This window comes from Xanthomonas sp. F10 (assembly GCF_014206815.1).
In the GTDB taxonomy this organism is placed as follows: domain Bacteria; phylum Pseudomonadota; class Gammaproteobacteria; order Xanthomonadales; family Xanthomonadaceae; genus Xanthomonas_A; species Xanthomonas_A indica.
Genome location: NZ_JACHNP010000001.1, coordinates 141206 through 159742, shown reverse-complemented (window position 1 = coordinate 159742; position 18537 = coordinate 141206). Strand labels below are relative to the sequence as shown.

17 protein-coding genes and 1 riboswitch are annotated in these 18537 nt (G+C 70.0%); of the genes, 6 read left to right on the top strand and 11 right to left on the bottom strand.

The window, feature by feature from the left end; all coding sequences use genetic code 11:
• Positions 1-27 precede the first annotated feature (27 nt).
• Complete coding sequence (locus FHR56_RS00745; RefSeq protein WP_184502385.1) at positions 28-1215, bottom strand: FAD-dependent monooxygenase; 1188 nt, start codon at positions 1213-1215, stop codon at positions 28-30.
• A 101-nt stretch (positions 1216-1316) separates the two neighbouring features.
• Between FHR56_RS00745 and FHR56_RS00740 the strand changes: the two genes are divergently transcribed.
• Together FHR56_RS00740 and FHR56_RS00735 are read left to right on the top strand one after the other, a co-directional pair.
• Positions 1317-1871: a TetR family transcriptional regulator gene (locus FHR56_RS00740; protein WP_160948093.1), complete on the top strand. Its 555-nt coding sequence runs from the start codon at positions 1317-1319 to the stop codon at positions 1869-1871.
• Between the two features lie 134 nt (positions 1872-2005).
• Positions 2006-2968 carry a Nudix family hydrolase gene (locus FHR56_RS00735; RefSeq protein WP_160948092.1) on the top strand — a complete coding sequence of 321 codons (963 nt, stop codon included), beginning with the start codon at positions 2006-2008 and terminating at the stop codon, positions 2966-2968.
• 254 nt (positions 2969-3222) lie between these two features.
• On the opposite strand, the gene FHR56_RS00730 is transcribed toward FHR56_RS00735, so the two are convergent.
• From FHR56_RS00730 to FHR56_RS00720, 3 genes are all read right to left on the bottom strand, one after another.
• A complete protein-coding gene (locus FHR56_RS00730) occupies positions 3223-3825 on the bottom strand; it encodes a DUF4124 domain-containing protein (RefSeq protein WP_160948091.1) in 603 nt (200 codons plus the stop codon).
• 165 nt (positions 3826-3990) lie between these two features.
• Entirely contained in the window at positions 3991-4827 is an 837-nt protein-coding gene (gene metF, locus FHR56_RS00725) for a methylenetetrahydrofolate reductase [NAD(P)H] (protein ID WP_160948090.1), read from the bottom strand.
• Positions 4828-5201: 374 nt separating this feature from the next.
• Positions 5202-6572 carry an alpha-amylase family protein gene (locus FHR56_RS00720; protein WP_184502576.1) on the bottom strand — a complete coding sequence of 457 codons (1371 nt, stop codon included), beginning with the start codon at positions 6570-6572 and terminating at the stop codon, positions 5202-5204.
• Between the two features lie 330 nt (positions 6573-6902).
• Here FHR56_RS00720 and FHR56_RS00715 point away from each other — a divergent pair, with 330 nt between their 5' ends.
• Together FHR56_RS00715 and FHR56_RS00710 are read left to right on the top strand one after the other, a co-directional pair.
• Entirely contained in the window at positions 6903-7823 is a 921-nt protein-coding gene (locus FHR56_RS00715; RefSeq protein WP_160948088.1) for a M14 family metallocarboxypeptidase, read from the top strand.
• Positions 7824-8010: 187 nt separating this feature from the next.
• The gene (locus FHR56_RS00710; protein WP_160948087.1) at positions 8011-8568 is read left to right on the top strand and encodes a DUF3228 family protein; all 558 of its coding nucleotides are present in this window, start codon (positions 8011-8013) and stop codon (positions 8566-8568) included.
• A 129-nt stretch (positions 8569-8697) separates the two neighbouring features.
• Here FHR56_RS00710 and FHR56_RS00705 read toward each other — a convergent pair whose 3' ends face one another.
• The 3 genes from FHR56_RS00705 to FHR56_RS00695 are packed head-to-tail and all read right to left on the bottom strand — an operon-like array spanning position 8698 to position 11697.
• Positions 8698-9402, bottom strand: coding sequence for a sulfotransferase family protein (locus FHR56_RS00705; RefSeq protein ID WP_160948086.1), 705 nt, complete (start codon positions 9400-9402; stop codon positions 8698-8700).
• Entirely contained in the window at positions 9399-10313 is a 915-nt protein-coding gene (locus FHR56_RS00700) for a sulfotransferase domain-containing protein (RefSeq protein ID WP_160948085.1), read from the bottom strand. The genes FHR56_RS00705 and FHR56_RS00700 overlap by 4 nt, the downstream gene beginning before the upstream one ends.
• Positions 10306-11697: a cytochrome P450 gene (locus FHR56_RS00695; protein WP_160948084.1), complete on the bottom strand. Its 1392-nt coding sequence runs from the start codon at positions 11695-11697 to the stop codon at positions 10306-10308. Before FHR56_RS00695 ends, FHR56_RS00700 begins: the two co-directional genes overlap by 8 nt.
• A 514-nt stretch (positions 11698-12211) precedes the next feature.
• Between FHR56_RS00695 and FHR56_RS00690 the strand changes: the two genes are divergently transcribed.
• The gene (locus tag FHR56_RS00690) at positions 12212-12973 is read left to right on the top strand and encodes a class I SAM-dependent methyltransferase (protein WP_160948118.1); all 762 of its coding nucleotides are present in this window, start codon (positions 12212-12214) and stop codon (positions 12971-12973) included.
• Positions 12974-13043: 70 nt separating this feature from the next.
• Here the strand turns inward: FHR56_RS00690 and FHR56_RS00685 are convergent, their stop codons facing one another.
• The 4 genes from FHR56_RS00685 to ahcY form a co-directional block, all read right to left on the bottom strand.
• Complete coding sequence (locus FHR56_RS00685) at positions 13044-13331, bottom strand: hypothetical protein (RefSeq protein ID WP_160948083.1); 288 nt, start codon at positions 13329-13331, stop codon at positions 13044-13046.
• Positions 13332-13382: 51 nt separating this feature from the next.
• Positions 13383-13682 (bottom strand): type II toxin-antitoxin system RelE/ParE family toxin, encoded by a 300-nt coding sequence (locus FHR56_RS00680; RefSeq protein ID WP_160948082.1) that lies wholly within the window; start codon positions 13680-13682, stop codon positions 13383-13385.
• Position 13683: 1 nt separating this feature from the next.
• Complete coding sequence (locus FHR56_RS00675; protein ID WP_160948081.1) at positions 13684-13968, bottom strand: ribbon-helix-helix protein, CopG family; 285 nt, start codon at positions 13966-13968, stop codon at positions 13684-13686.
• A gap of 252 nt (positions 13969-14220) precedes the next feature.
• Entirely contained in the window at positions 14221-15666 is a 1446-nt protein-coding gene (gene ahcY / locus FHR56_RS00670; protein ID WP_160948080.1) for an adenosylhomocysteinase, read from the bottom strand.
• Between the two features lie 33 nt (positions 15667-15699).
• A riboswitch (S-adenosyl-L-homocysteine riboswitch) is annotated at positions 15700-15799 on the bottom strand.
• 132 nt (positions 15800-15931) lie between these two features.
• Here ahcY and FHR56_RS00665 point away from each other — a divergent pair.
• Positions 15932-18487 (top strand): prolyl oligopeptidase family serine peptidase, encoded by a 2556-nt coding sequence (locus FHR56_RS00665; protein WP_237473352.1) that lies wholly within the window; start codon positions 15932-15934, stop codon positions 18485-18487.
• Positions 18488-18537: the final 50 nt, after the last annotated feature.

Below are 18537 nucleotides of genomic sequence, written 5' to 3'. Positions count from 1 at the left end.
CTTTACGGAGCAGCGGCGGTTCGCCGCTCAGTTGCCCAGTTCGGCCAATCGGGCCGCCAGCCTGCGTTGGATTGGCGGCGCATGATCGATCAACCCGAGCAGGCCGTTGCGAACGCTGCGCGCCACCGGCGCAGTGGCCGTGGCCGCGCGCGTCATCGCGTCGGTCATGCGCACCACGCCGCGGGCGATGCGACGGCGGCCGGTCGCCCACGCGTCCAGGCCGTGCTCATCGTGCTGGCATAGCGCGCGCTGCAGCGCCGGCGCCAGGGCGATTGCGTCCTGGATGCCGGTATTCATGCCCTGGCCTCCGGCGGGGCTGTGCACGTGCGCCGCATCGCCGCACAGCAGCACCCGCCCCCGGCGCAGTTGCGCGGCCACCCGGTGCTGCAGATGGAAGTCGGAACTCCACAGCAGCGCGTCGATGCGTGTCCGCGCACCTTGCGGCCCGCGCGCATCGAGCACGGCCTGCATCTGCGCCAGCGTCGGCGGCCCGATGGCGTCCGCCACCGTCGCCACGATCCGGTGGCGATCGCCCGCCGTGCCGTCGGGTTCCGGCAACGGCGCCACCACCATCAGGCCCTGCGGCGAGAAGAACAGGCTGACCTCCTCGCGCGGCAGCGGCCAGGCCATGCGCACATCGGCGAGCACGAAGGTCTGCGCGTAGTCGCCGCCCTGGAATGCGATCCCCGCGCCCTCGCGCACGGCGCTGTGCGCGCCGTCGCAGCCGACGATCCATTGCGCATGGACGCGCCGCTGGCGCTGCTCCGGCAGTTCCAGATCGGCGCTGACGCCGTCGGCTGTCTCCGCAAACGACAGCAGGCGTGCCGGCCGCCACACCGTGGCGGAGTCTGGCGCCAGCCCATCGCCCAGAATCGCCTCGGTGGCGTTCTGCGGGCACATCAGCGCATACCGGTGCGCCGAGGGCAGGTCGTCGAAGCCGATCTGCAGCAGGCTCCGGTCGCCGTCGCGCACGCGGAACCGGGTGGCCTGCACGCCCGCCGCAAGCAGGCGTGGCACCACGCCGAGCGGTTCCAGCACTTCCAGGGTGCGTGCATGGATCACCGCGGCGCGCGAGGTGTTCAGTCCAGCCGGATGCCGGTCGACCAGGAGCGAGGCGATCCCGAGGCGGTCCAGGGCCAGGCGCAGCGCCAGCCCGCTGGGGCCGGCGCCCACGATCAGGACGTCCGTGGACAGCATGTCTGCGTGGGCGTTCATCGCCTTTTCTCTGTAAGCGTGTGTTTAAATCCTGCGCCCTTTCCGCTGTGGAGTAAACTCCCGTTTACAGGCGCTGCGCCTGTTCTTCCATGGATGCCCCCGTGACACGTTCGCAGGCCACCAAAGACCGCATTCTCGAATCGGCGCGGGTGCTGTTCGCCCTGCACGGCTACGACGGCGCCACGGTGCGCCAGATCGCCGCGCAGGCGCAGGCCAACGTCGCGCTGGTGATCCGCTACTACGGCAGCAAGGAGCAGTTGTTCCTGGCGGCGGTGGAGTTCGACCTGCACCTGCCCGACCTGCGCGACGTCCCGGCCGAGGAGGTGGGCGAACGCCTGGCGGCGCATTTCTTCGCGGTCTGGGAGGACGCGCCCTCGGGCCATCAACTGGTGGCCCTGCTGCGCGCGGCGGTGAGCCACGCCGATGCCAAGGCGCGGATCACGGAGATCTTCGAGAGGCAGCTGCGCACGGCGGTACGGCGATACCTCGGGCCGGGCGCGGCAGCGGAAACGCGCGCCGCGCTGATCGCCTCGCAGATGCTGGGCTACGCCCTGGTGCGCTACGTGCTGGAATTTCCCGCTAGGGGCCTGACCCGGCCGCTGGCGGTGCGGGTGTTGGGAGAGACGCTGCAGCGGTATTTGACTGAGCCGCTGTGAGCGCAGGCGCGTTGTCGTGCAGCGCATCGGCCCGGGATTGGCCGGCTGCACGGTCTCGGTCGTGCGCGGCCGATCGGCGACGATGTGACCCCGGTTGATTGCGTTGGCGCTGCCGGAAACGGCAAGCTTGCGCCATGTCCGAACCGCTCAGATCCATTCATGTCGTCGCCGGCGTCATCACCGATGCGCGCGGCCGTATCCTGCTGACCCGCCGCACCGAGGGGCGCGACCTGGCCGGCCTGTGGGAATTCCCCGGCGGCAAGCGCGAGCCCGGCGAGACCTCGGAGCAGGCGCTGGTGCGCGAGCTGCAGGAGGAACTGGGGATCGAGGCCGTGGTCGGCGACTGGCTGATGGAAGTGCCGCAGCGCTACCCGGACAAGCGCCTGCGCCTGGAAGTGCGCCAGGTGTCGGCGTGGAAGGGCACGCCGCGCGGCCGCGAGGGCCAGGCGCTGACCTGGGTGAGCGCCGACAAGCTGGGCCGCTACGCGATGCCGCCGGCCGACCAGCCGGTGGTGGCGATGCTGCGCCAACCCGCTTGCTACCTGGTGACGCCGGAGCCGACCGAACCGGGCCCGTGGTTGGCGGCGCTGGAGCGCGCGCTGGACGCCGGCGTGCGCCGCGTGCAGTTGCGCGCGCGCGGCCTGCCGGCCGAGCAGTGGCTGCCGCTGGCGCGGGCCGCGGCGACGCTGTGCGCGGCGCGTGGCGCACAGGTGCTGGTCAATCGCGACGTGGCGCTGGCGCAGGACCTGGGCGTGGGCGTGCACCTGGGCGCGGAGCAGTTGCCGCAGTGGCAGGCGCGTCCGTTGCCGGCCGGACAGCCCGTGGCGGCGTCCTGCCACAGTCTCGAAGAGTTGCAGGCGGCGCAGCGCATCGGCTGCGATTTCGCGGTGGTCGGGCCGCTGGCCGCCACCGCCAGCCATCCTGGCGCCGCACCGCTGGGCTGGGAGGCGTTCGAGCGCCTGCGCGAGCAGGTCGCCCTGCCGATCTATCCGATCGGCGGCCTGGCGCCGACCCAGGTGGCCGAGGCGCGCCGCCATGGCGGCCAGGGCATCGCCGCGATCCGCGCGCTGTGGCCGCTGGCGGCCGACGTGGCGTGAGTGGGGTGGCAGCAACCGCTGCCCGTAGGAGCGGCTTCAGCCGCGACATCGGATCGCCGACAAGTAGCGGCTGAAGCCACTCCTCCGCGAGGGTGGCGTGGCGCGTAGGGAGAAGCCGCTGTTGCGATTCCCCAATCCCCATTCCCGAATCCCGGCTTCACCACGTCGCGGCTGAAGCCGCTCCTACGCAAGGATGGCGCGTACAGCGAGCCGCCGTAGCGAATCCCCAATCCCCAATCCCGAATCCCGGCTCCTCAGAAGCTGATCCAGAAGCAGTCGTACTGCCGGCGCAGTCCCAGCACGGTGGACGCCGGGGTGATGCTGCCGCTCAGGGTCTGCTGCAGACGCAGCCCGGTAGCGTGCGCCCGCGAAGAGCCGCCGGCGCCATCACTGTCCGGCGTGCCCGGCATCGGCACGGCCGCCGTCGCGGCGGGCGTGGTGCTGCCGGTCTCTGCCGAGTCGCCCGGCAACACCGGCACGATCGCGACCAGGGGACGGCGCACGATCGCGTCCAGCCGGTCGAGCACGCGCTGCGCACCGGCGTCGGAGACGCCGTTCCACCAGTACAGCGCCGACAGCCGGTTGACGTCGCGGGTTTCCACCGCGGTGCGGATCTGCTGCGCCAGTACGCTGAGCCGGCGCACGCACTGCGGCGGCGCCAGGGCGCGGGCGCTGGCATCGACGTTGCCGGGTGCGGCCGGTGGCGGCAGCCGGTCGATCGCGCCGACGTCCTCGCAGCGCCGATCGCTGAACACGGTGGTGCCGTCGGGGCCGCTGCAGCGGTTCACCCGCTGCGCCGCGGCGGGCGTGGCGAACACGCATAGGCACAGGAGCAGCATCGGCGGAAGAGCGCGCATCGGCGCAGGGTAGCCGCAGCCGGCGTGACTGCGGAGCGAATGCCTTACGAGCGCTGGCATTCGGGATTGGGGATTGGGGATTCGCCAACGCGAGGCCGCGCGCCGCTGTTACCGATCTCTAATCCCGAATCCCCAATCCCAGCGTTCGGCCAGCGGCCGCGACACTCAGCCGACGGCTAAGGGCAGACGCGCCAGGACGCTGGTGGTCGGCTTGGCCAGGTTTAGCGTGTAGAAATGCAGCCCGGGTGCGCCGCCGTCGATCAGGCGTTGGCACAACGTGGCGACCACGTCGGCGCCGAACTCGCGGATGGCCTCGGCATCGTCGCCGTAGGCCTGCATGCGCTTGCCGATCCAGCGCGGGATTTCCGCGCCGCACTGTTCGGAGAAGCGCCGCAGCTGGCTGAAGTTGGAGATCGGCATGATGCCGGGCACGATCGGGATCTGCACGCCGAGCTTGCGCACCGCGTCGACGAAGTGGAAATAGGCGTCGGCGTTGTAGAAATACTGGGTAATGGCGGCATCGGCGCCGGCGTCGACCTTGGCCTTGAAGTGGCGCAGGTCGCTGAGTGCGTCGTTGGCCTGCGGATGCGTTTCCGGATACGCGCCCACTTCCAGATGGAAGGCGTCGCCGTGCTCGGCGCGGATGAAAGCGATCAGGTCGGCGGCATAGCGCAGGTCGCCGGGGTGGCCCATGCCGGAGGGCAGGTCGCCGCGCAGTGCGACCAGGCGGCGGCAACCGATGGCCCGGTACAGCTTGAGCAGCTCGCGGATCTCCTCGCGGCTGCCGCCCACGCAGGACAGGTGCGGCGCGGCCTCGAAGCGGTGGTGCTGCTTGAGGTGGCGCACGGTCTCGGAGGTGTAGCTGAGGGTCGAGCCGCCGGCGCCGAAGGTGCAGGAGACGTATTCCGGGGCGTAGGCCTTCAGCCGCGCGGCGGTGCGGTCGAGCTGCGCGCGCTGCTCGTCGGTCTTGGGCGGATAGAACTCGAAGCTGATGGCGGTCATGGGCGCAACGCAGCGGGCGGTGCGGTCAGTATATCTCTTCATCCGGATGGATATGCAAGATATGGCCGGTCCGCGGAATGGCCCGGCCGGCGTCGCGCTGCCGTCGCCGGGCCCGGAGGGACTCGGGCGTGTCACCAACCCCCGGGCATGCCGGGCCGCGATGACGCTGCCATGAATGTGCGCAATCGCGGCGCTTCGGGTCGGGCCTGGCAGGCGCGCGGCCGGCGCCGCGCGGCTTGACCTGACGGCCAGTCAGGCGCGGCGCCGTGCAACGCCGCCGCGGGCCTGCCAGACTCAACGCGGCAATACTCGCGAATTGGCGACAGGCCCTAGGCCGACGCGCCCGCGCGGGCGCATCGGCCGGATGCGGACGCTCAGCGCTTCCACATCCGCGCCTGCCGCGGCGGCAGGCTGAAGGTGTAGCTGCTGCTGGAAATGCGCACCACGCTGCCGGAGCCCAGGCTATCGGTGTAGTCGACGTTCCAGCGCAGCACGCTGCCGTTCATCGGCACCGCGGCGGTGACGGCGGTGCCGCACTTGTTGATGCCGACGATGCCCAGGTCGCCGCGGCGGAACAGCAGGTAGCAGGCGCCGTGCGCCAACACCTGCATGTCGCGGCCCTGCGCGGCGTTGTGGAAGCCGACCATGCGCTTGAGGTCGTCGCGCTGATAGGCGTTGACCCAGCGGTTGTCGCCGCTCTCGTTGTTGTCCGAGTACACCATCGGCACGCCGCCGTCGCGGCCGAGCAGGTAGGCGTAGGCCAGGGTCTCGTCGACCGGGTCCATGATCGCGTAGCGGAAGCCGGCGTTGTTGGGGATGTCGTGGGTGATGGCGAAGGTCACTGCGCGCGCGCCCGGCAGCGCCTGGCCGTAGGCGCCCGGATCGACCAGCAGGTCCATGCTGCCGCCGTAGGCGAAGGCGTTGCGCACGGAGTTGAACAGCGGGAAGTCGTAGGCCGCGTGCGGGGTGGCCTGCAGGTACGGCGCCAGGAACTGGTCGTAGTCGGAATTGCCGCTGCCGCCGCCGGTGATCACCTCGCCGAACACCAGCACCCCGGAGCGCACCTGCGCATCGAGTACCTTGTTCAGATGGTCGAAGGTCATGTGCTTGGCGGCGTCGATGCGGAAACCGGTGACGCCCAGCGCCTTCAGCGCCAGCAGGTAGTTGCGCTGCTGCTGCACCACCCAGTCGTTGCCGACCAGATCCGGCAGGCCGGGGTCGCTGCCGCCGCCACAGATGCGGTAGGTGCGCACCTGGTAGGGATCGTTGTAGTTGGTGATGCACTGCGCCGGGCCGAAATCGCTGGCGCTGAGGAAATTCTGCGAGAGGTCGCCGAACAGCCGCAGCGCGGCATAGCGCTGCGGATTGGCGGCGTACTGGCCGAGCACCGCGCTGCCCGGGTAGTTCAGGTCCGAGCGCGTGGCCGCTTCGTTGGCCATGTGGTTGAGCACCACGTCGGCATAGGTCTCCACGCCCACGGCCTTCAGCGCCTGCACCATGCTGGCGAAGGCGTCGGTGTCGCCGAGCGGGTTGTCGATCAGGCGCATGTCCTGCGGCTGATAGCGCGCCCACCAGGCGTCGCCCTGCGAGCGGTAGGCCGGCGCCACCAGCACTTTGCGGTAGCCGGCGGCGGCGATCTGCGCGGCGCGCGCTTCCACGGTAGCGTAGGGCCAATTGAACGCATGCAGGATGACGTCGGCCTGGGCGCTGGCGGTGGCCAGGAACAGCAGCAGGCCGACCAGCAGGCTGCGCCAGCGGTGCAGGCGCAGCAGACGATTTGCAGCGGAAGGGACGCGCATCGTTCGATCTCCTCGGTGCGTGGGCGCAGGCAAGGCGCCTGCAGGACAGGGCGTGACGTCGCCGCGGGGCAGGCGTGCGGCGGGAGGATGCTAAGCGCGCATCGCGGCGCAACATGCGTGCGCTACATACGTATTCATGGCGACAGCAGGCGAAAGCGGGATCGGCATCCGCTTCCGACCGACGGCGCCGCGAACGCGCTGTGCGCGGCGCCGCGCATCGCCGCGGGCGCGCTTTGCTACAGTCGCCGCCCTCACCTGTCGACGCGGAGCCGCACCATGACCAGCGCATCCTTCTATCCGATCGGAACCCCCGGCGTGCCCTGGGGCGCCGCCGAGAAGGCGGCCTGGCTGGCCGGGCAGCCAAGCCGGCGCAGCTACCAGGACGAGGTGGTCGCTGCCATCGAAGACCTGCGCGGGCGCTGGGACGTGGTCGAGTACGGGCAGTTGGCGTATGCGCAGGAGCGCTATCCGCTGCTGGCGCTGCGCAGCCGCGGCTGGGACGACGCGCTGCCGTGCATGTTGGTCACCGGCGGCGTGCACGGCTACGAGACCAGCGGCGTGCACGGCGCGCTGCAGTTCGCGCAGCAGCATGCCGACGACTACGCCGGCCGCGCCAACGTGCTGCTGGCGCCGTGCGTGAGCCCCTGGGCGTACGAGCGCATCCACCGCTGGAACGCCGATGCGATCGATCCCAACCGTTCGTTCCGCGCCGACAGCCCGGCGCAGGAATCGGCGGCGCTGCTGCGCCTGGTCGCGCCGTTGCGCGATCGGGTGCGCATGCACATCGACCTGCACGAGACCACCGACAGCGACGAGTCCGAGTTCCGCCCGGCGCTGGCCGCGCGCGATGGCATCGCCTACGAACCGGGCGGCATTCCCGACGGCTTCTACCTGGTCGGCGACAGCGAGAATCCGCAGCCAGCCTTCCAGCAGGCGGTGCTGGCCGCGGTGGCGCAGGTCACCCACATCGCGCCGGCCGACGCCGCCGGCACATTGATCGGCACGCCGCTGGCGGCGCCGGGGGTCATCAACTATCCGGTGAAGCGGCTGGGCCTGTGCGCGGGCATCACCGACGCGCGCTACACCACCACCACCGAGGTGTACCCGGACAGCGCCAGCGCCACGCCGCAGCAGTGCAACGCCGCGCAGGTGGCGGCGGTGCGCGCGGCGATCGACTACGCCCTGGCGCATCCGTAGCCGCACGTCGGCTGCACGCCCCGTAGGAGCGGCTTCAGCCGCGACCGGCGTTCCCGGGAAGGCCTGGTCGCGGCTGAAGCCGCTCCTACGGGTCTCTCGATGCCGAGGGGCGCGGTGAGCGATGGCAGCGGTGGGCACTGCCTCGGCCGCGCGCTACGCTTGTGCGCCCCCGTTCGCCATGCACGCCATGTCCATCGTCCTCACGCCGTTCGCCCGCACCCGCCTGTTTCCGCGCGACGGCCGCCGCAATGCGATCCAGGACTGCACGCCGGAGCAGTTCGAGCAGCATCTCAACACGCACGCGCCGCTGCAGGTGCTGGACGGCTACGCGCCGTTCTGCAAGTTGCACGTGCATCGCAACTGGACCTCGACGCGCTGCCTGACCGTGCCGATCACCGACGCCAACCGGCGCCTGCTGCGCTCCGGCTACGAGGCACGCAGCCGCGAGGAACTGCCGGTGCTGGTGCGCTGGTTCGAAGGCGTCGAGCCGCCGGTGGCCGCCTATCTGCTGCCGATCCTCTACAGCCGCGAACAGCTCGCGCACGAGGGGGCGCCGATCGAGGCCGACTGGGGCGTGGTCGGTTGCCTGTATACCGCCGAGCCGCAGGAGATTCCAATGGCGCCGATCACCATGCTGCGCAACGCGCTGGGCGTGGAGGAGGGCGGCTCAGGCGTGGCGCTGGATCGCGACGCCTACCGGCGCAGCGTGGCGTTCTGGGAGCACAACGCCAACTGGCGGCCGTAAGCGCTGGTGTTGCTGGCTGGCGCGTGCGCCAGCTGCCCGATGGCGACGGTCGGGTGTCTGTCTCCAACCCGATCGACGGCGCCTGGTCGTTCACCATCGAGCGCAATGTTGCGCTGCAGCCGGGCGCGGTCAGCCGTCGGCGGACGGCGCGAATGCCTCCACGGCGAGCCGGTCCAGGTAGTCGCGCAGGCGTTGTTCGCGTTGTGCCGGGTCGGTGGGCAGCGGGCGCGCTTGCGTGCCGCCGCTGTTGCGCGCATGTACGCGCGGATACGGCTGCGCCGGCACCGGCATGCCCAGGAAGGTGCACAGCGGTTCCCAGCCCGCCTGCGCGTCGGTGTCGAGCACCAGCAGGCGGTGCGCCGGCACGCTGGCGATGACCGCCTGGTTCCAGCGATGGAAATAGTCGGTCATGAAGTCGCGGTCGTCGATGCGCGCAGCGAACCCGCGGCGCAGGAACTGGCTCAGCCGTTGGCCCTCGGGGCCGAACAGGGCCGCCACGCGGCCGTCGCTGGCGAAGATGGTGCTGCGCACCGAATCGAACCAGGCATCGGCATCGCGCACGGTCAGGATCACCTTGGCCTGCGGGTAGCGCGCGACCAGCTCGCGCCAGAAGCAGCAGCCGGGATAGTCGACGGTGGCGGTGTAGCCGGCGAACAGCGTGTCCCAGTCCGCCTGCCCGTCGATCGCCGCGTCCCACTGCGGCAAGGACTGGCGCAGGTTCGCGGCCAGCTCCATGGCGTGGTAGCAACGGCCCAGGCCCAGATGTTCCAGCGCCAGTTTCAGCGACAGGGTGCCGGTGCGGCCGAGGCCGGCGCCGATGACGCGCAGGCTCATGCCGTCGCCCCTGCGCCCTGTGCCAGCCACTGCGCGGCCTCGCGGCCCAGCTCGGCCTGCGCGCGCGCCTCGTAGTCGGCGGCGACGGCCGCCGGCAACAGCGTGCGCCAGCGGCCGCTGCGGCCCTGGTTGAAGAAGGCCTTGCCGCCCTCGCGCCACAGCCCGGCGCCCTGTGGCACGTAGCGCGCGGCGTGCTGGCGCATGTAGCCGAACTGGCAGTGCGCCAGGATCGTCTCCCAGGCCGCCTCGCGCACCGGGATCTCCAGGAACGCGGCGATGAGCCGCACCTGTGCGGGCAGATCCTGCAGCAGGTCGGCGTAGTGCACCAGCAGCACGTTGGGCTGCGCGCGCTGCTGCCACCAGCTGCGCACGCCCTCCCAGAATGGCCAGAACGGCGCGCCGTCGTGGGCCAGCCAATGCGCCACGTAGGCGTCCACCGGCAAGCTCGGCGGCGGCACCACGCGCAGCTTGCCCGGTTCGGCCGCGCCGGCGTCCAGCCGCGCCTGCGCATCCTGGCTGACCGCACACTGGTGGTCGTACAGGCTGAGCGCGATGTCGCGGCCATCGCGGCCGATGTACAGATACTTGGCGCGATCGCTGACCACCAGCGCATCGGCCGGCAGATGCGTCTTGATGAAGCGCCGATGGGTCTGCGCCTGCAGCAGCGCAAGCTTGCTGGCGCGGTCCGGGTACACGCCGTCCAGCCACGGCGAGATCGCCGACACGTCGACGTCGGCCGCGCCCTCGAACAGCAGTTGCGCGACGATCTGCTGCAGCCACGTCGTGCCGGCCTTGGCATAGCTGGCGATGACGATGTCGCCGTCGCGGAAGGCCAGTTCGTTCCAGGCCGCGGAATCGAAGAAGCGGTTGGGATACTCCCGGGTCTTGGCGAAGGCGGCGGGGTCAGCCATGCGGGGCGTCCGTTGTGCAGGAGAGAGGTGTCGTCGCGGCCGGCGGCTGGTGGGGCGCAGAATCCGTGCGCGGCCGCAAGGCGATGCGGACATCGAGCGGGCGCAGCACCAGCGCCGGGAACGGCCGCGGCCGCGCATCCGCCGCCAGGTGCAGCGTGCGTTCGCGCAGCAGGCCGGCCACGACCACGGTCATCTGCACCAGCGCCAGTTGGCTCCCGACGCAACTGCGCGGGCCGCCGCCGAAGGGAAAGTAGGTGTAGCGCGCCGGGGCGTGCGTCGGGTCCAGCCAGCGGGCCGGCATGAAGCTGTCCGGCGCGGCGAAGTGGCGCGGATCGCGCTGCACCACCCACTGGCTGACGATCAGCTGGGTGCCGCGCGGCACCGCGAAGCCGTCCAGCGTAGTGTCGCGTTGCGCGATGCGCGCGGTCATCCATGCCGGCGGATACAGGCGCATGGCCTCCTTCACGCAGGCGCGGGCCAGCGGCAGGCGTTCGACGAGTGCTTCGTCGCAGATCGTGTCGGATGCGCTGCCGAGGTGGGGCAGGGCATCGGCTTCCTCCGCCACCGCCTGCGCGATCGACGGATGCTGGGCGAGCAGCAGCAGTGTCCAGGTCAGGCCGGCCGCCATCGGCTCCAGCGCCGACATCAGCATCGCCGCCGCTTCGTCCCGGCACCAGGAGCCGCGGCCCTGCGGATCGTCGCGCTGCAGCAGTTCCAGCACCGAGACGCCTGCGCTTGGCGAACGCGGCGATGCCAGGATCTGCGTCAGCGCGGTGTCCAGTTCGCCGCGTGCGGCACGTAGGCGGCGCTTGCCGGCACTCGGCCACCAGGCCGGCGTCGCGGACGGCGTGCGCGTCTGCTGCAGGATCGCATCGAGCATCGGCAGCATCCGCAGCAGCGCGGGCGCGTGTGCCGTGTCGCCGAGCAGGAAGCCGGCGCCCAGTTCCGCACACAGTGCCGTCATCGTCTGACGCAAGTCCTGCGCGCCAGTGCTGTCGTTGCTCGCTTGCAGCAGCGACTGCGTGGCAGCGAGCGCCTGTCCGGCATAGTCGCGTACCAGGCTGGCGCGAAACGCGGGCTGCAGTGCCTGGCGCTTGTGCCGCCAGATATCGCCCTCGCTGTTCATCACCGATGCCGGGAACGCGGCGCGGCGCGCACGTGGATCCGGATCGGACTTGGCATAGAGGCTGCCGTCGTCGCCAAGGACCGTGGCAATGGCGGCGGGTGCCGCCAGCAGATAGGTGCGCTCCGCGATCCGCACCACGTCCCCATGCTCGCGGGCGCAGCGTTGCAGGAACTCCAGAGGATCGGCAGCGAAGGCCTGCCGATTGCCGAACGCCCAGTGCCCGCGTGGCCCTGGCGGCAGTCGGTGCGGTTCGGTCACGCGAAGATCCGCATGGTGGCGCACCGCGATACGGAGGCTGGCATGTTTCGCATGGCGAACGGGACGCGTGGCGGCGCGAGGATTGGCGCCGCGAGAGGGGGCGGTGTGCCCCCTCTCGCACAGGCACGCCACACGACGGTGGCGGGAAGGTCAGTAGGTGTAGATGTAGCCGAGCTTGCGGCCGCCGAGGCTCTGCACCCAGCGCGACAGCGAATCAAAAAGGCGTTTCATGGCGATACTCCTGATTGAATGGGGATCTGTTGCGGTTGTCCCGCCTGTCACCGTGACAGGCGCGGGAAAAAGCATCCCTGCTTGGCAGTGGCGACGCAAGCGAAAGACTGAAGCGCGGCCAACTGCAATGCGCCTGTCATCTGCGGCGTCGTGTCGTGTGTCGCGCGCGCGATCGCAGGGCATTGCAGCGGCTGCCATGCACGGTGTCACCCTGTGCGTGGCGCCATCCCGTCGCCATTGCTGCGTGCTATGGTCGCGCCACTTCGGCAACGAGTGGCTGCGGATGCCTGTGACCCACGAGTACGACCGTCTGGCCGCGATCTACGATCGTTTCTACGATCGCTGGCCCGACGCCGTCACGCAGCAATGCGTCGGCGTCCTGGCCGAACTGGCCGCGGGCCGTGCGGCGCTGGAGCTCGGCATCGGCACCGGCCGCATCGGCCTGCCGCTCGCGCGCTGCGATGTACCGGTCACCGGCATCGACAACGCGCCGGCGATGCTCGAGGCCTTGCGCGCCAAACCCGGCAGCGAACGCCTGCAGCTGGTGTGCGCCGATTTTGCCGACATGCCGGTGTGCGGACCGTTCGGCCTGATCTATGCGGTGGCGGCATTCGGGTATCTGCTGACCCAGGCCGAGCAGTTGCGTTGCATGGTCAACGCGGCACGCTGCCTGGCGCCCGATGGGCGCTTGCTGATTCAAACTGCAGTGCCTGGCGCAGAGGTGTTCGACGGCGGCGGCAAGGTCAGTCAGGTGCTGGACGTGCCGGACACCGATGGCGACGGCGCGGCGGTGATGCTGGTGTGCTCGCAGCCCGATCCGCTGCAGCAGCGTATCGACCAGCGCGTGGTGGTACTGGGCGAATCGGGCACGCGCATCTTCAGCGAGCGCCGCCGTTATGTGTGGCCATCGGAACTGGACCTGATGGCGCAGATCGCCGGCTTGCGCCTCGAGGCGCGCTGGAGCGACTGGACACGTACGCCGTATCACGCGCGCAGCCGGATCCAAATTTCGGTGTACGCGCCGGCCGGTGAGCGCACGGCCTGAAAGATCGTGCCGTTGCAGGCGTGGAAGGCAGTGTCCCCCTCTGCGAGTTGCGGCGTCGGAAGCGGGAGAGTCATGTCGCCTTTAGCGCCGGTGTCCATGCCGATGTGCTACCCGCTGAACCGTTGATGGCATAGACGAACATGCCTGCAGTTCTGCCGCATCGTGCTTGGCTTGGTCGACGCCCGCGGAAATGGCCAAGCCGTGGTGTTTGATGCCCGCGGTGCTTGGCTTCGATCGTCGCAATTTTGCGGCTGCGGTCACTCAGCACCTGATCCGCCGACAGCGAGATGCCGCGTTGGTCGCTGTCGAGGGCGCGGTCAGGACGAATCAGTTCGCGATGGACCTGAAGGCGATCCACGATGCGCCTGCCGGCATCCGTCGATGCGGTGGTGCGGACGTCGACTCGGTTTCATCCGCCGCGTGCATAGCCCGCCTCCCGCTGTCCGCGGATGGCCATCACGATCACCGTATCAGTCACATCCACATAGCGATACAACGCCACATACCCATGCGAACCGCGGCCCATCACCAGTTCGCAGTTGTCTCCATGGACCGGGCGGCCGATCAAGGGATTTCCCGCCAGCACGTCGAACGCGCTGACGATCTCCTCGGTCCTCGCCTCGGCATGCTGGCTCTCGTGGTCGCGCAAATACGCAGCGATCCGCTCCAGATCCTCGATCACGCCGGGAGCGATGCGGACGCGCGTCACCTCAGTCTTCCAGCTTACGCGCTACCGGCTGCTCTGCGGGCTTTCCTGCGGCCAGTGCCTTGAAATAGGCACGCGCTTCGTCCCAGGGAATGGTCTCACCCGTTTCCAGGAACTCGGCCCAGCGCTGATCGGCCTGGGCATGGAAGTCGACGCGCCGCTCGGCCAGTTCGGCCTTCTCGGCGATGGCTTCCAGGATGAAGTTGTGCGACGTGGTGCCGGCCGCTTCCGCGGCCTTGGCGATGCGGGCCTTGAGCGCGTCCGGCAGGCGGATGGTGGTGGTGCTCATGGAGAGCTCCAGGCAATTGGCTTGGAATCAATGTAGCACAGGTGTGGTACAAGGCGACTGGCTGGTCGGGTGCTCCGGCCACCTAGCCGGAAACGCCGCTTGGAACAGGGATCGGCGCAGTAGCCATGCCTGCGGTTCCCGCTCAATACGAATTTCCAGCTTTCCGACCATGCGCTCGCGGCACCGATCGCACGAAAAACGGGCGCCTCGCGGCGCCCGTTCCTGTCTGCATGGCGATGTCTTGCCAACGGCTCAGTAGCGGTAGTGCTCCGGCTTGAACGGGCCGTCGACCGGCACGCCGAGGTAGGCGGCCTGTTCGTCGGTGAGCTTGGTCAGCTTCACGCCGATCTTTTCCAGGTGCAGGCGCGCCACTTCCTCGTCCAGCTTCTTCGGCAGGCGGTACACCTGCTTCTCGTAGCTGTCCTTGTTCTGCCACAGGTCGATCTGCGCCAGGGTCTGGTTGGCGAAGCTGTTGGACATCACGAAGCTGGGATGGCCGGTGGCGCAGCCCAGGTTGACCAGGCGGCCTTCGGCCAGCAGGAAGATCGCGTTGCCGTTGGGCAGCACGAACTTGTCCACCTGCGGCTTGATGTTGATCTTCTGCACGCCCGGCAGCTTGTACAGCGCCTCGACCTGGATCTCGTTGTCGAAGTGGCCGATGTTGCAGACGATGGCCTGGTCCTTCATCTGCGTCAGGTGCTCGATGCGGATGATGTCCTTGTTGCCGGTGGTGGTGACGTAGATGTCGGCCTGGCCGAGGGTGTCCTCGACGGTGTTGACCTCGAAGCCTTCCATCGCCGCCTGCAGCGCGCAGATCGGGTCGATCTCGGTGACGATGACGCGGGCGCCGTAGGCGCGCAGGCTGTGCGCCGAGCCCTTGCCGACGTCGCCGTAGCCGCACACCACCGCGACCTTGCCGGCCAGCATCACGTCCATCGCGCGCTTGAGGCCGTCGGCCAGCGATTCGCGGCAGCCGTACAGGTTGTCGAACTTGCTCTTGGTCACCGAGTCGTTGACGTTGATCGCCGGGATCAGCAGGGTGCCGGCCTCGGCCAGCTGGTACAGGCGGTGCACGCCGGTGGTGGTCTCTTCGGAGACGCCCTTCCAGTCCTTGACCACGCGGGTCCAGTAGCCCGGGCGCTCCACCGCCACGCGCTTGAGCAGGTTCTTGATCACCTGCTCCTCGTGCGAGGAGGCCGGTTCGTCCACCCACTTGGAGCCGTTCTCCAGCTCGTAGCCCTTGTGGATCAGCAGGGTCACGTCGCCGCCGTCGTCCACCACCAGTTCCGGGCCGGTCTGGGTGCCGTCGGCCAGGGTGAAGGTCAGTGCGTCGAGGGTGCAGTCCCAATATTCCTCCAGCGTCTCGCCCTTCCAGGCGAACACCGGGGTGCCGGTGGCGGCGATCGCCGCGGCGGCGTGGTCCTGGGTGGAGAAGATGTTGCACGAGGCCCAGCGCACGTCGGCGCCGATGTCCTTCAGCGTCTCGATCAGCACCGCGGTCTGGATGGTCATGTGCAGCGAGCCGGTGACGCGCACGCCGGCCAGCGGCTTGGCGGTGGCGTACTGGCGGCGGATCGACATCAGGCCCGGCATCTCGTGCTCGGCGATGTCCAGTTCCTTGCGGCCCCAATCAGCCAGGGAAATGTCGGCGACCTTGTAGTCGCCCTCGGTGGAAAAATGCTTGAGTGCAGCGTTCATCGATAAAGCTCCGGTCAATGGCGAGAAACTCGCGAAGTCCGGGCGCCGTTGTCGCTCAAGCCTCGCGCCGAGCCTGGCCGGGTCTGGAGACGGGAAATTCGGTCTCGATCCGGTCGCAGCGCCCCTCGGCGCAAGGGGGTAACCGATTATAGCGGCTGCCGCGTGTGGCGCTTGAACACGCGATCAGGCCCAACCATCGACAGGGGGCGGCCGGCGCCGGCCCTGCTAACGTCGGTGGTTCGATCGATGCGAGGAGAGGGGAGAGATGAACCAGATCACAGTGCGCGGGCGCCGCCGCGTCGCCAGGCCGGTCTTCAGCCTGCTGTGCGCGGCCCTGGCCGCGGCCGGCAGCGCGGCCGCTAATGCGGCCTCGGCACCTGCGGCGGCTGCCGTGAGCGCCGATCCGTCCGACAGCGGCTACCAGCTGCCGTCGGCGCCGCTGCAGGCCATCGTCGATGCGCCGCGGCCGCCGCAGCTGTCGCTGAGCCCGCGGCGCGATCTGGCGGCGATGCTGCAGCTGCCCGCATTACCCGGCATCGCCCAGGTCGCGCAGCCGGAACTCAAGCTGGCCGGGTTGCGCATCCATCCGCGCACCCGTTCGCAGAGCCGCTTCGCCTTCGGCGAGAAGCTGTGGCTGCTGCGCATCGCCGACGGCAGCGAGTTGCAGATCGAGGGCCTGCCGGCGCCGCTGTCGATCGCCGGCATGGCCTGGGCGCCCGACCAGCGCCACCTGGCCTTCAACCGGGTCGATGCGCGCAGCGGCGCCAACGAACTGTGGGTGGTGGACATCGCCGCGCTGCGGGCGCGGCGGGTCGCCGAGCGGCTCAATACGGTGTCCGGCGAGGGCTATGCGTGGATGCCCGACAGCCGCCAGTTGCTGGTGCTGCTGCAGCCGCAGGCGCAGGGCGCCGCGCCGCCGTCCGACGCGGTGCCGACCGGGCCGGCGGTGCAGCAGACCGCTGGTGGCGGCGCCACCGCCTTGCGCACCTACCAGGACCTGCTGAAGAACGAGGCCGACGCGCGCCAGTTCGATGACCAGTTGCGCGCGCAGCCGGCGCTGGTCGACGTCGACGGGCAGGTGCAGCGCATCGCTTCCCCGGATCTGTACCTGTCGCTGGCGCCGTCGCCGGACGGCCGTTATCTGCTCGCGCAGCGCCTGCAGCGGCCGTTCTCCTACCTGGTGCCGGCCAGCGGCTTCCCGCGCACCATCGAGGTGCTCGACCGGGCCGGCAAGCCGGTGCACACGGTGGCGAACCTGCCGCTGGTGGAAGGCCTGCCGACCGGTAACGATGCGGTGCGCACCGGCGTGCGCGACATCGACTGGCGCAGCGACGCGCCGGCCACCCTGGTCTGGGCCGAGGCCCAGGACGGCGGCGACCCGGCGCGCGAAGCGGCCGTGCGCGACGCGGTGCTGATGCAGGCCGCGCCGTTCACGGCGCCGCCGGTGACGCTGGCGCGCCTGCAGTCGCGTTTCGCCGGCATCACCTGGGGCCGCGGCGACCTGGCACTGATCGACGAGTTCTGGTGGAAGACGCGCCAGACCAGGCAGTGGCGCGTGGCGCCCGATCATCCCGCGCAGGCGCCGCAGCTGCTGGTGCAGCGCTCGCAGGAGGACCGCTATGCCGATCCGGGCACGCCGGTGACCGAGCGCGATGCGGCCGGCAACCCGCGCCTGCTGATCGCCGCCGACGGCCACAGCCTGTTCCTGCGCGGCGAGGGCGCCTCGCCGCAGGGCGATCGGCCGTTCCTGGACCTCTATGATCTGGACACGCGGCAAAGCACCCGCCTGTTCCAGTCGCACGCGCCGTACTACGCGGTGCCGCAGGCGCTGCTCGACGACAGCGGCCAACGCCTGCTGATCACCCGCGAGACGCCGCAGGAGCCGCGCAATTTCTATCGGCTCGACCGCGCGGACGCGGAGCCGGTGGCGCTGACCCGCTTCACCCATCCCACCCCGCAGTTGCGCGACGTGCACAAGGAGCAGATCCGCTACCGGCGCAAGGACGGCGTGGAACTGACCGCGACCCTGCTGCTGCCGCCGGGCTACGACGCCAAGCGCGACGGCCCGCTGCCGATGCTGATGTGGGCCTACCCGGGCGAGTTCAAATCCGCCGACGCCGCCAGCCAGGTCACCGATTCGCCGTACCGTTTCAACGCGATCGGTTACTGGGGCCCGCAGGCGTTCCTGGCCTTGGGCTATGCGGTGCTCAACGATCCGTCGATGCCGATCGTCGGCGAGGGCACGCGCGAACCCAACGACACCTACGTCGAGCAACTGGTCGCCGATGCGCAGGCGGCGGTGGACGAGGTGGTGCGGCGCGGCGTCGCCGATCGCGATCGCATCGCCATCGGCGGGCATTCGTATGGCGCCTTCATGACCGCCAACCTGCTCGCGCACACCCGCCTGTTCAAGGCCGGCATCGCCCGCAGCGGCGCCTACAACCGCTCGCTGACCCCGTTCGGCTTCCAGTCCGAGGAGCGCACCTACTGGCAGGCGCAGCCGGTGTACCAGGCGATGTCGCCGTTCAACTACGCCGACCGGATCAAGGATCCGCTGCTGCTGATCCACGGCGCCGAGGACAACAACTCCGGCACCTTCCCGATCCAGAGCGAGCGCATGTACGCCGCGATCAAGGGCAATGGCGGCACCGTCCGGCTGGTGATGCTGCCCAACGAGGCGCATGCCTACCGTGCACGCGAGTCGGTGCTGCAGATGCTGGCCGAGAGCGAGCGCTGGCTGCGCACCTATCTGGGGCCGGCGCCCACGCCCACGCCGAGTCGGGGTACGACTGCGACTGCCGCCGGCGCCGCGTCGCCCTGAGCCGTGCCTGCGCCCCGGCTGCGCGTTCGTGCGGCCGGGGCGCAGCAGGG

Coding starts and splice junctions, on each gene's coding strand:
- FHR56_RS00745 (WP_184502385.1), bottom strand. CDS start 1,215: ATGAACGCCCACGCAGACATGCTGTCCACGGACGTCCTGATCGTGGGC.
- FHR56_RS00735 (WP_160948092.1), top strand. CDS start 2,006: ATGTCCGAACCGCTCAGATCCATTCATGTCGTCGCCGGCGTCATCACC.
- FHR56_RS00730 (WP_160948091.1), bottom strand. CDS start 3,825: ATGCGCGCTCTTCCGCCGATGCTGCTCCTGTGCCTATGCGTGTTCGCC.
- metF (WP_160948090.1), bottom strand. CDS start 4,827: ATGACCGCCATCAGCTTCGAGTTCTATCCGCCCAAGACCGACGAGCAG.
- FHR56_RS00715 (WP_160948088.1), top strand. CDS start 6,903: ATGACCAGCGCATCCTTCTATCCGATCGGAACCCCCGGCGTGCCCTGG.
- FHR56_RS00710 (WP_160948087.1), top strand. CDS start 8,011: ATGTCCATCGTCCTCACGCCGTTCGCCCGCACCCGCCTGTTTCCGCGC.
- FHR56_RS00705 (WP_160948086.1), bottom strand. CDS start 9,402: ATGAGCCTGCGCGTCATCGGCGCCGGCCTCGGCCGCACCGGCACCCTG.
- FHR56_RS00700 (WP_160948085.1), bottom strand. CDS start 10,313: ATGGCTGACCCCGCCGCCTTCGCCAAGACCCGGGAGTATCCCAACCGC.
- FHR56_RS00690 (WP_160948118.1), top strand. CDS start 12,212: ATGCCTGTGACCCACGAGTACGACCGTCTGGCCGCGATCTACGATCGT.
- FHR56_RS00675 (WP_160948081.1), bottom strand. CDS start 13,968: ATGAGCACCACCACCATCCGCCTGCCGGACGCGCTCAAGGCCCGCATC.
- ahcY (WP_160948080.1), bottom strand. CDS start 15,666: ATGAACGCTGCACTCAAGCATTTTTCCACCGAGGGCGACTACAAGGTC.
- FHR56_RS00665 (WP_237473352.1), top strand. CDS start 15,932: ATGAACCAGATCACAGTGCGCGGGCGCCGCCGCGTCGCCAGGCCGGTC.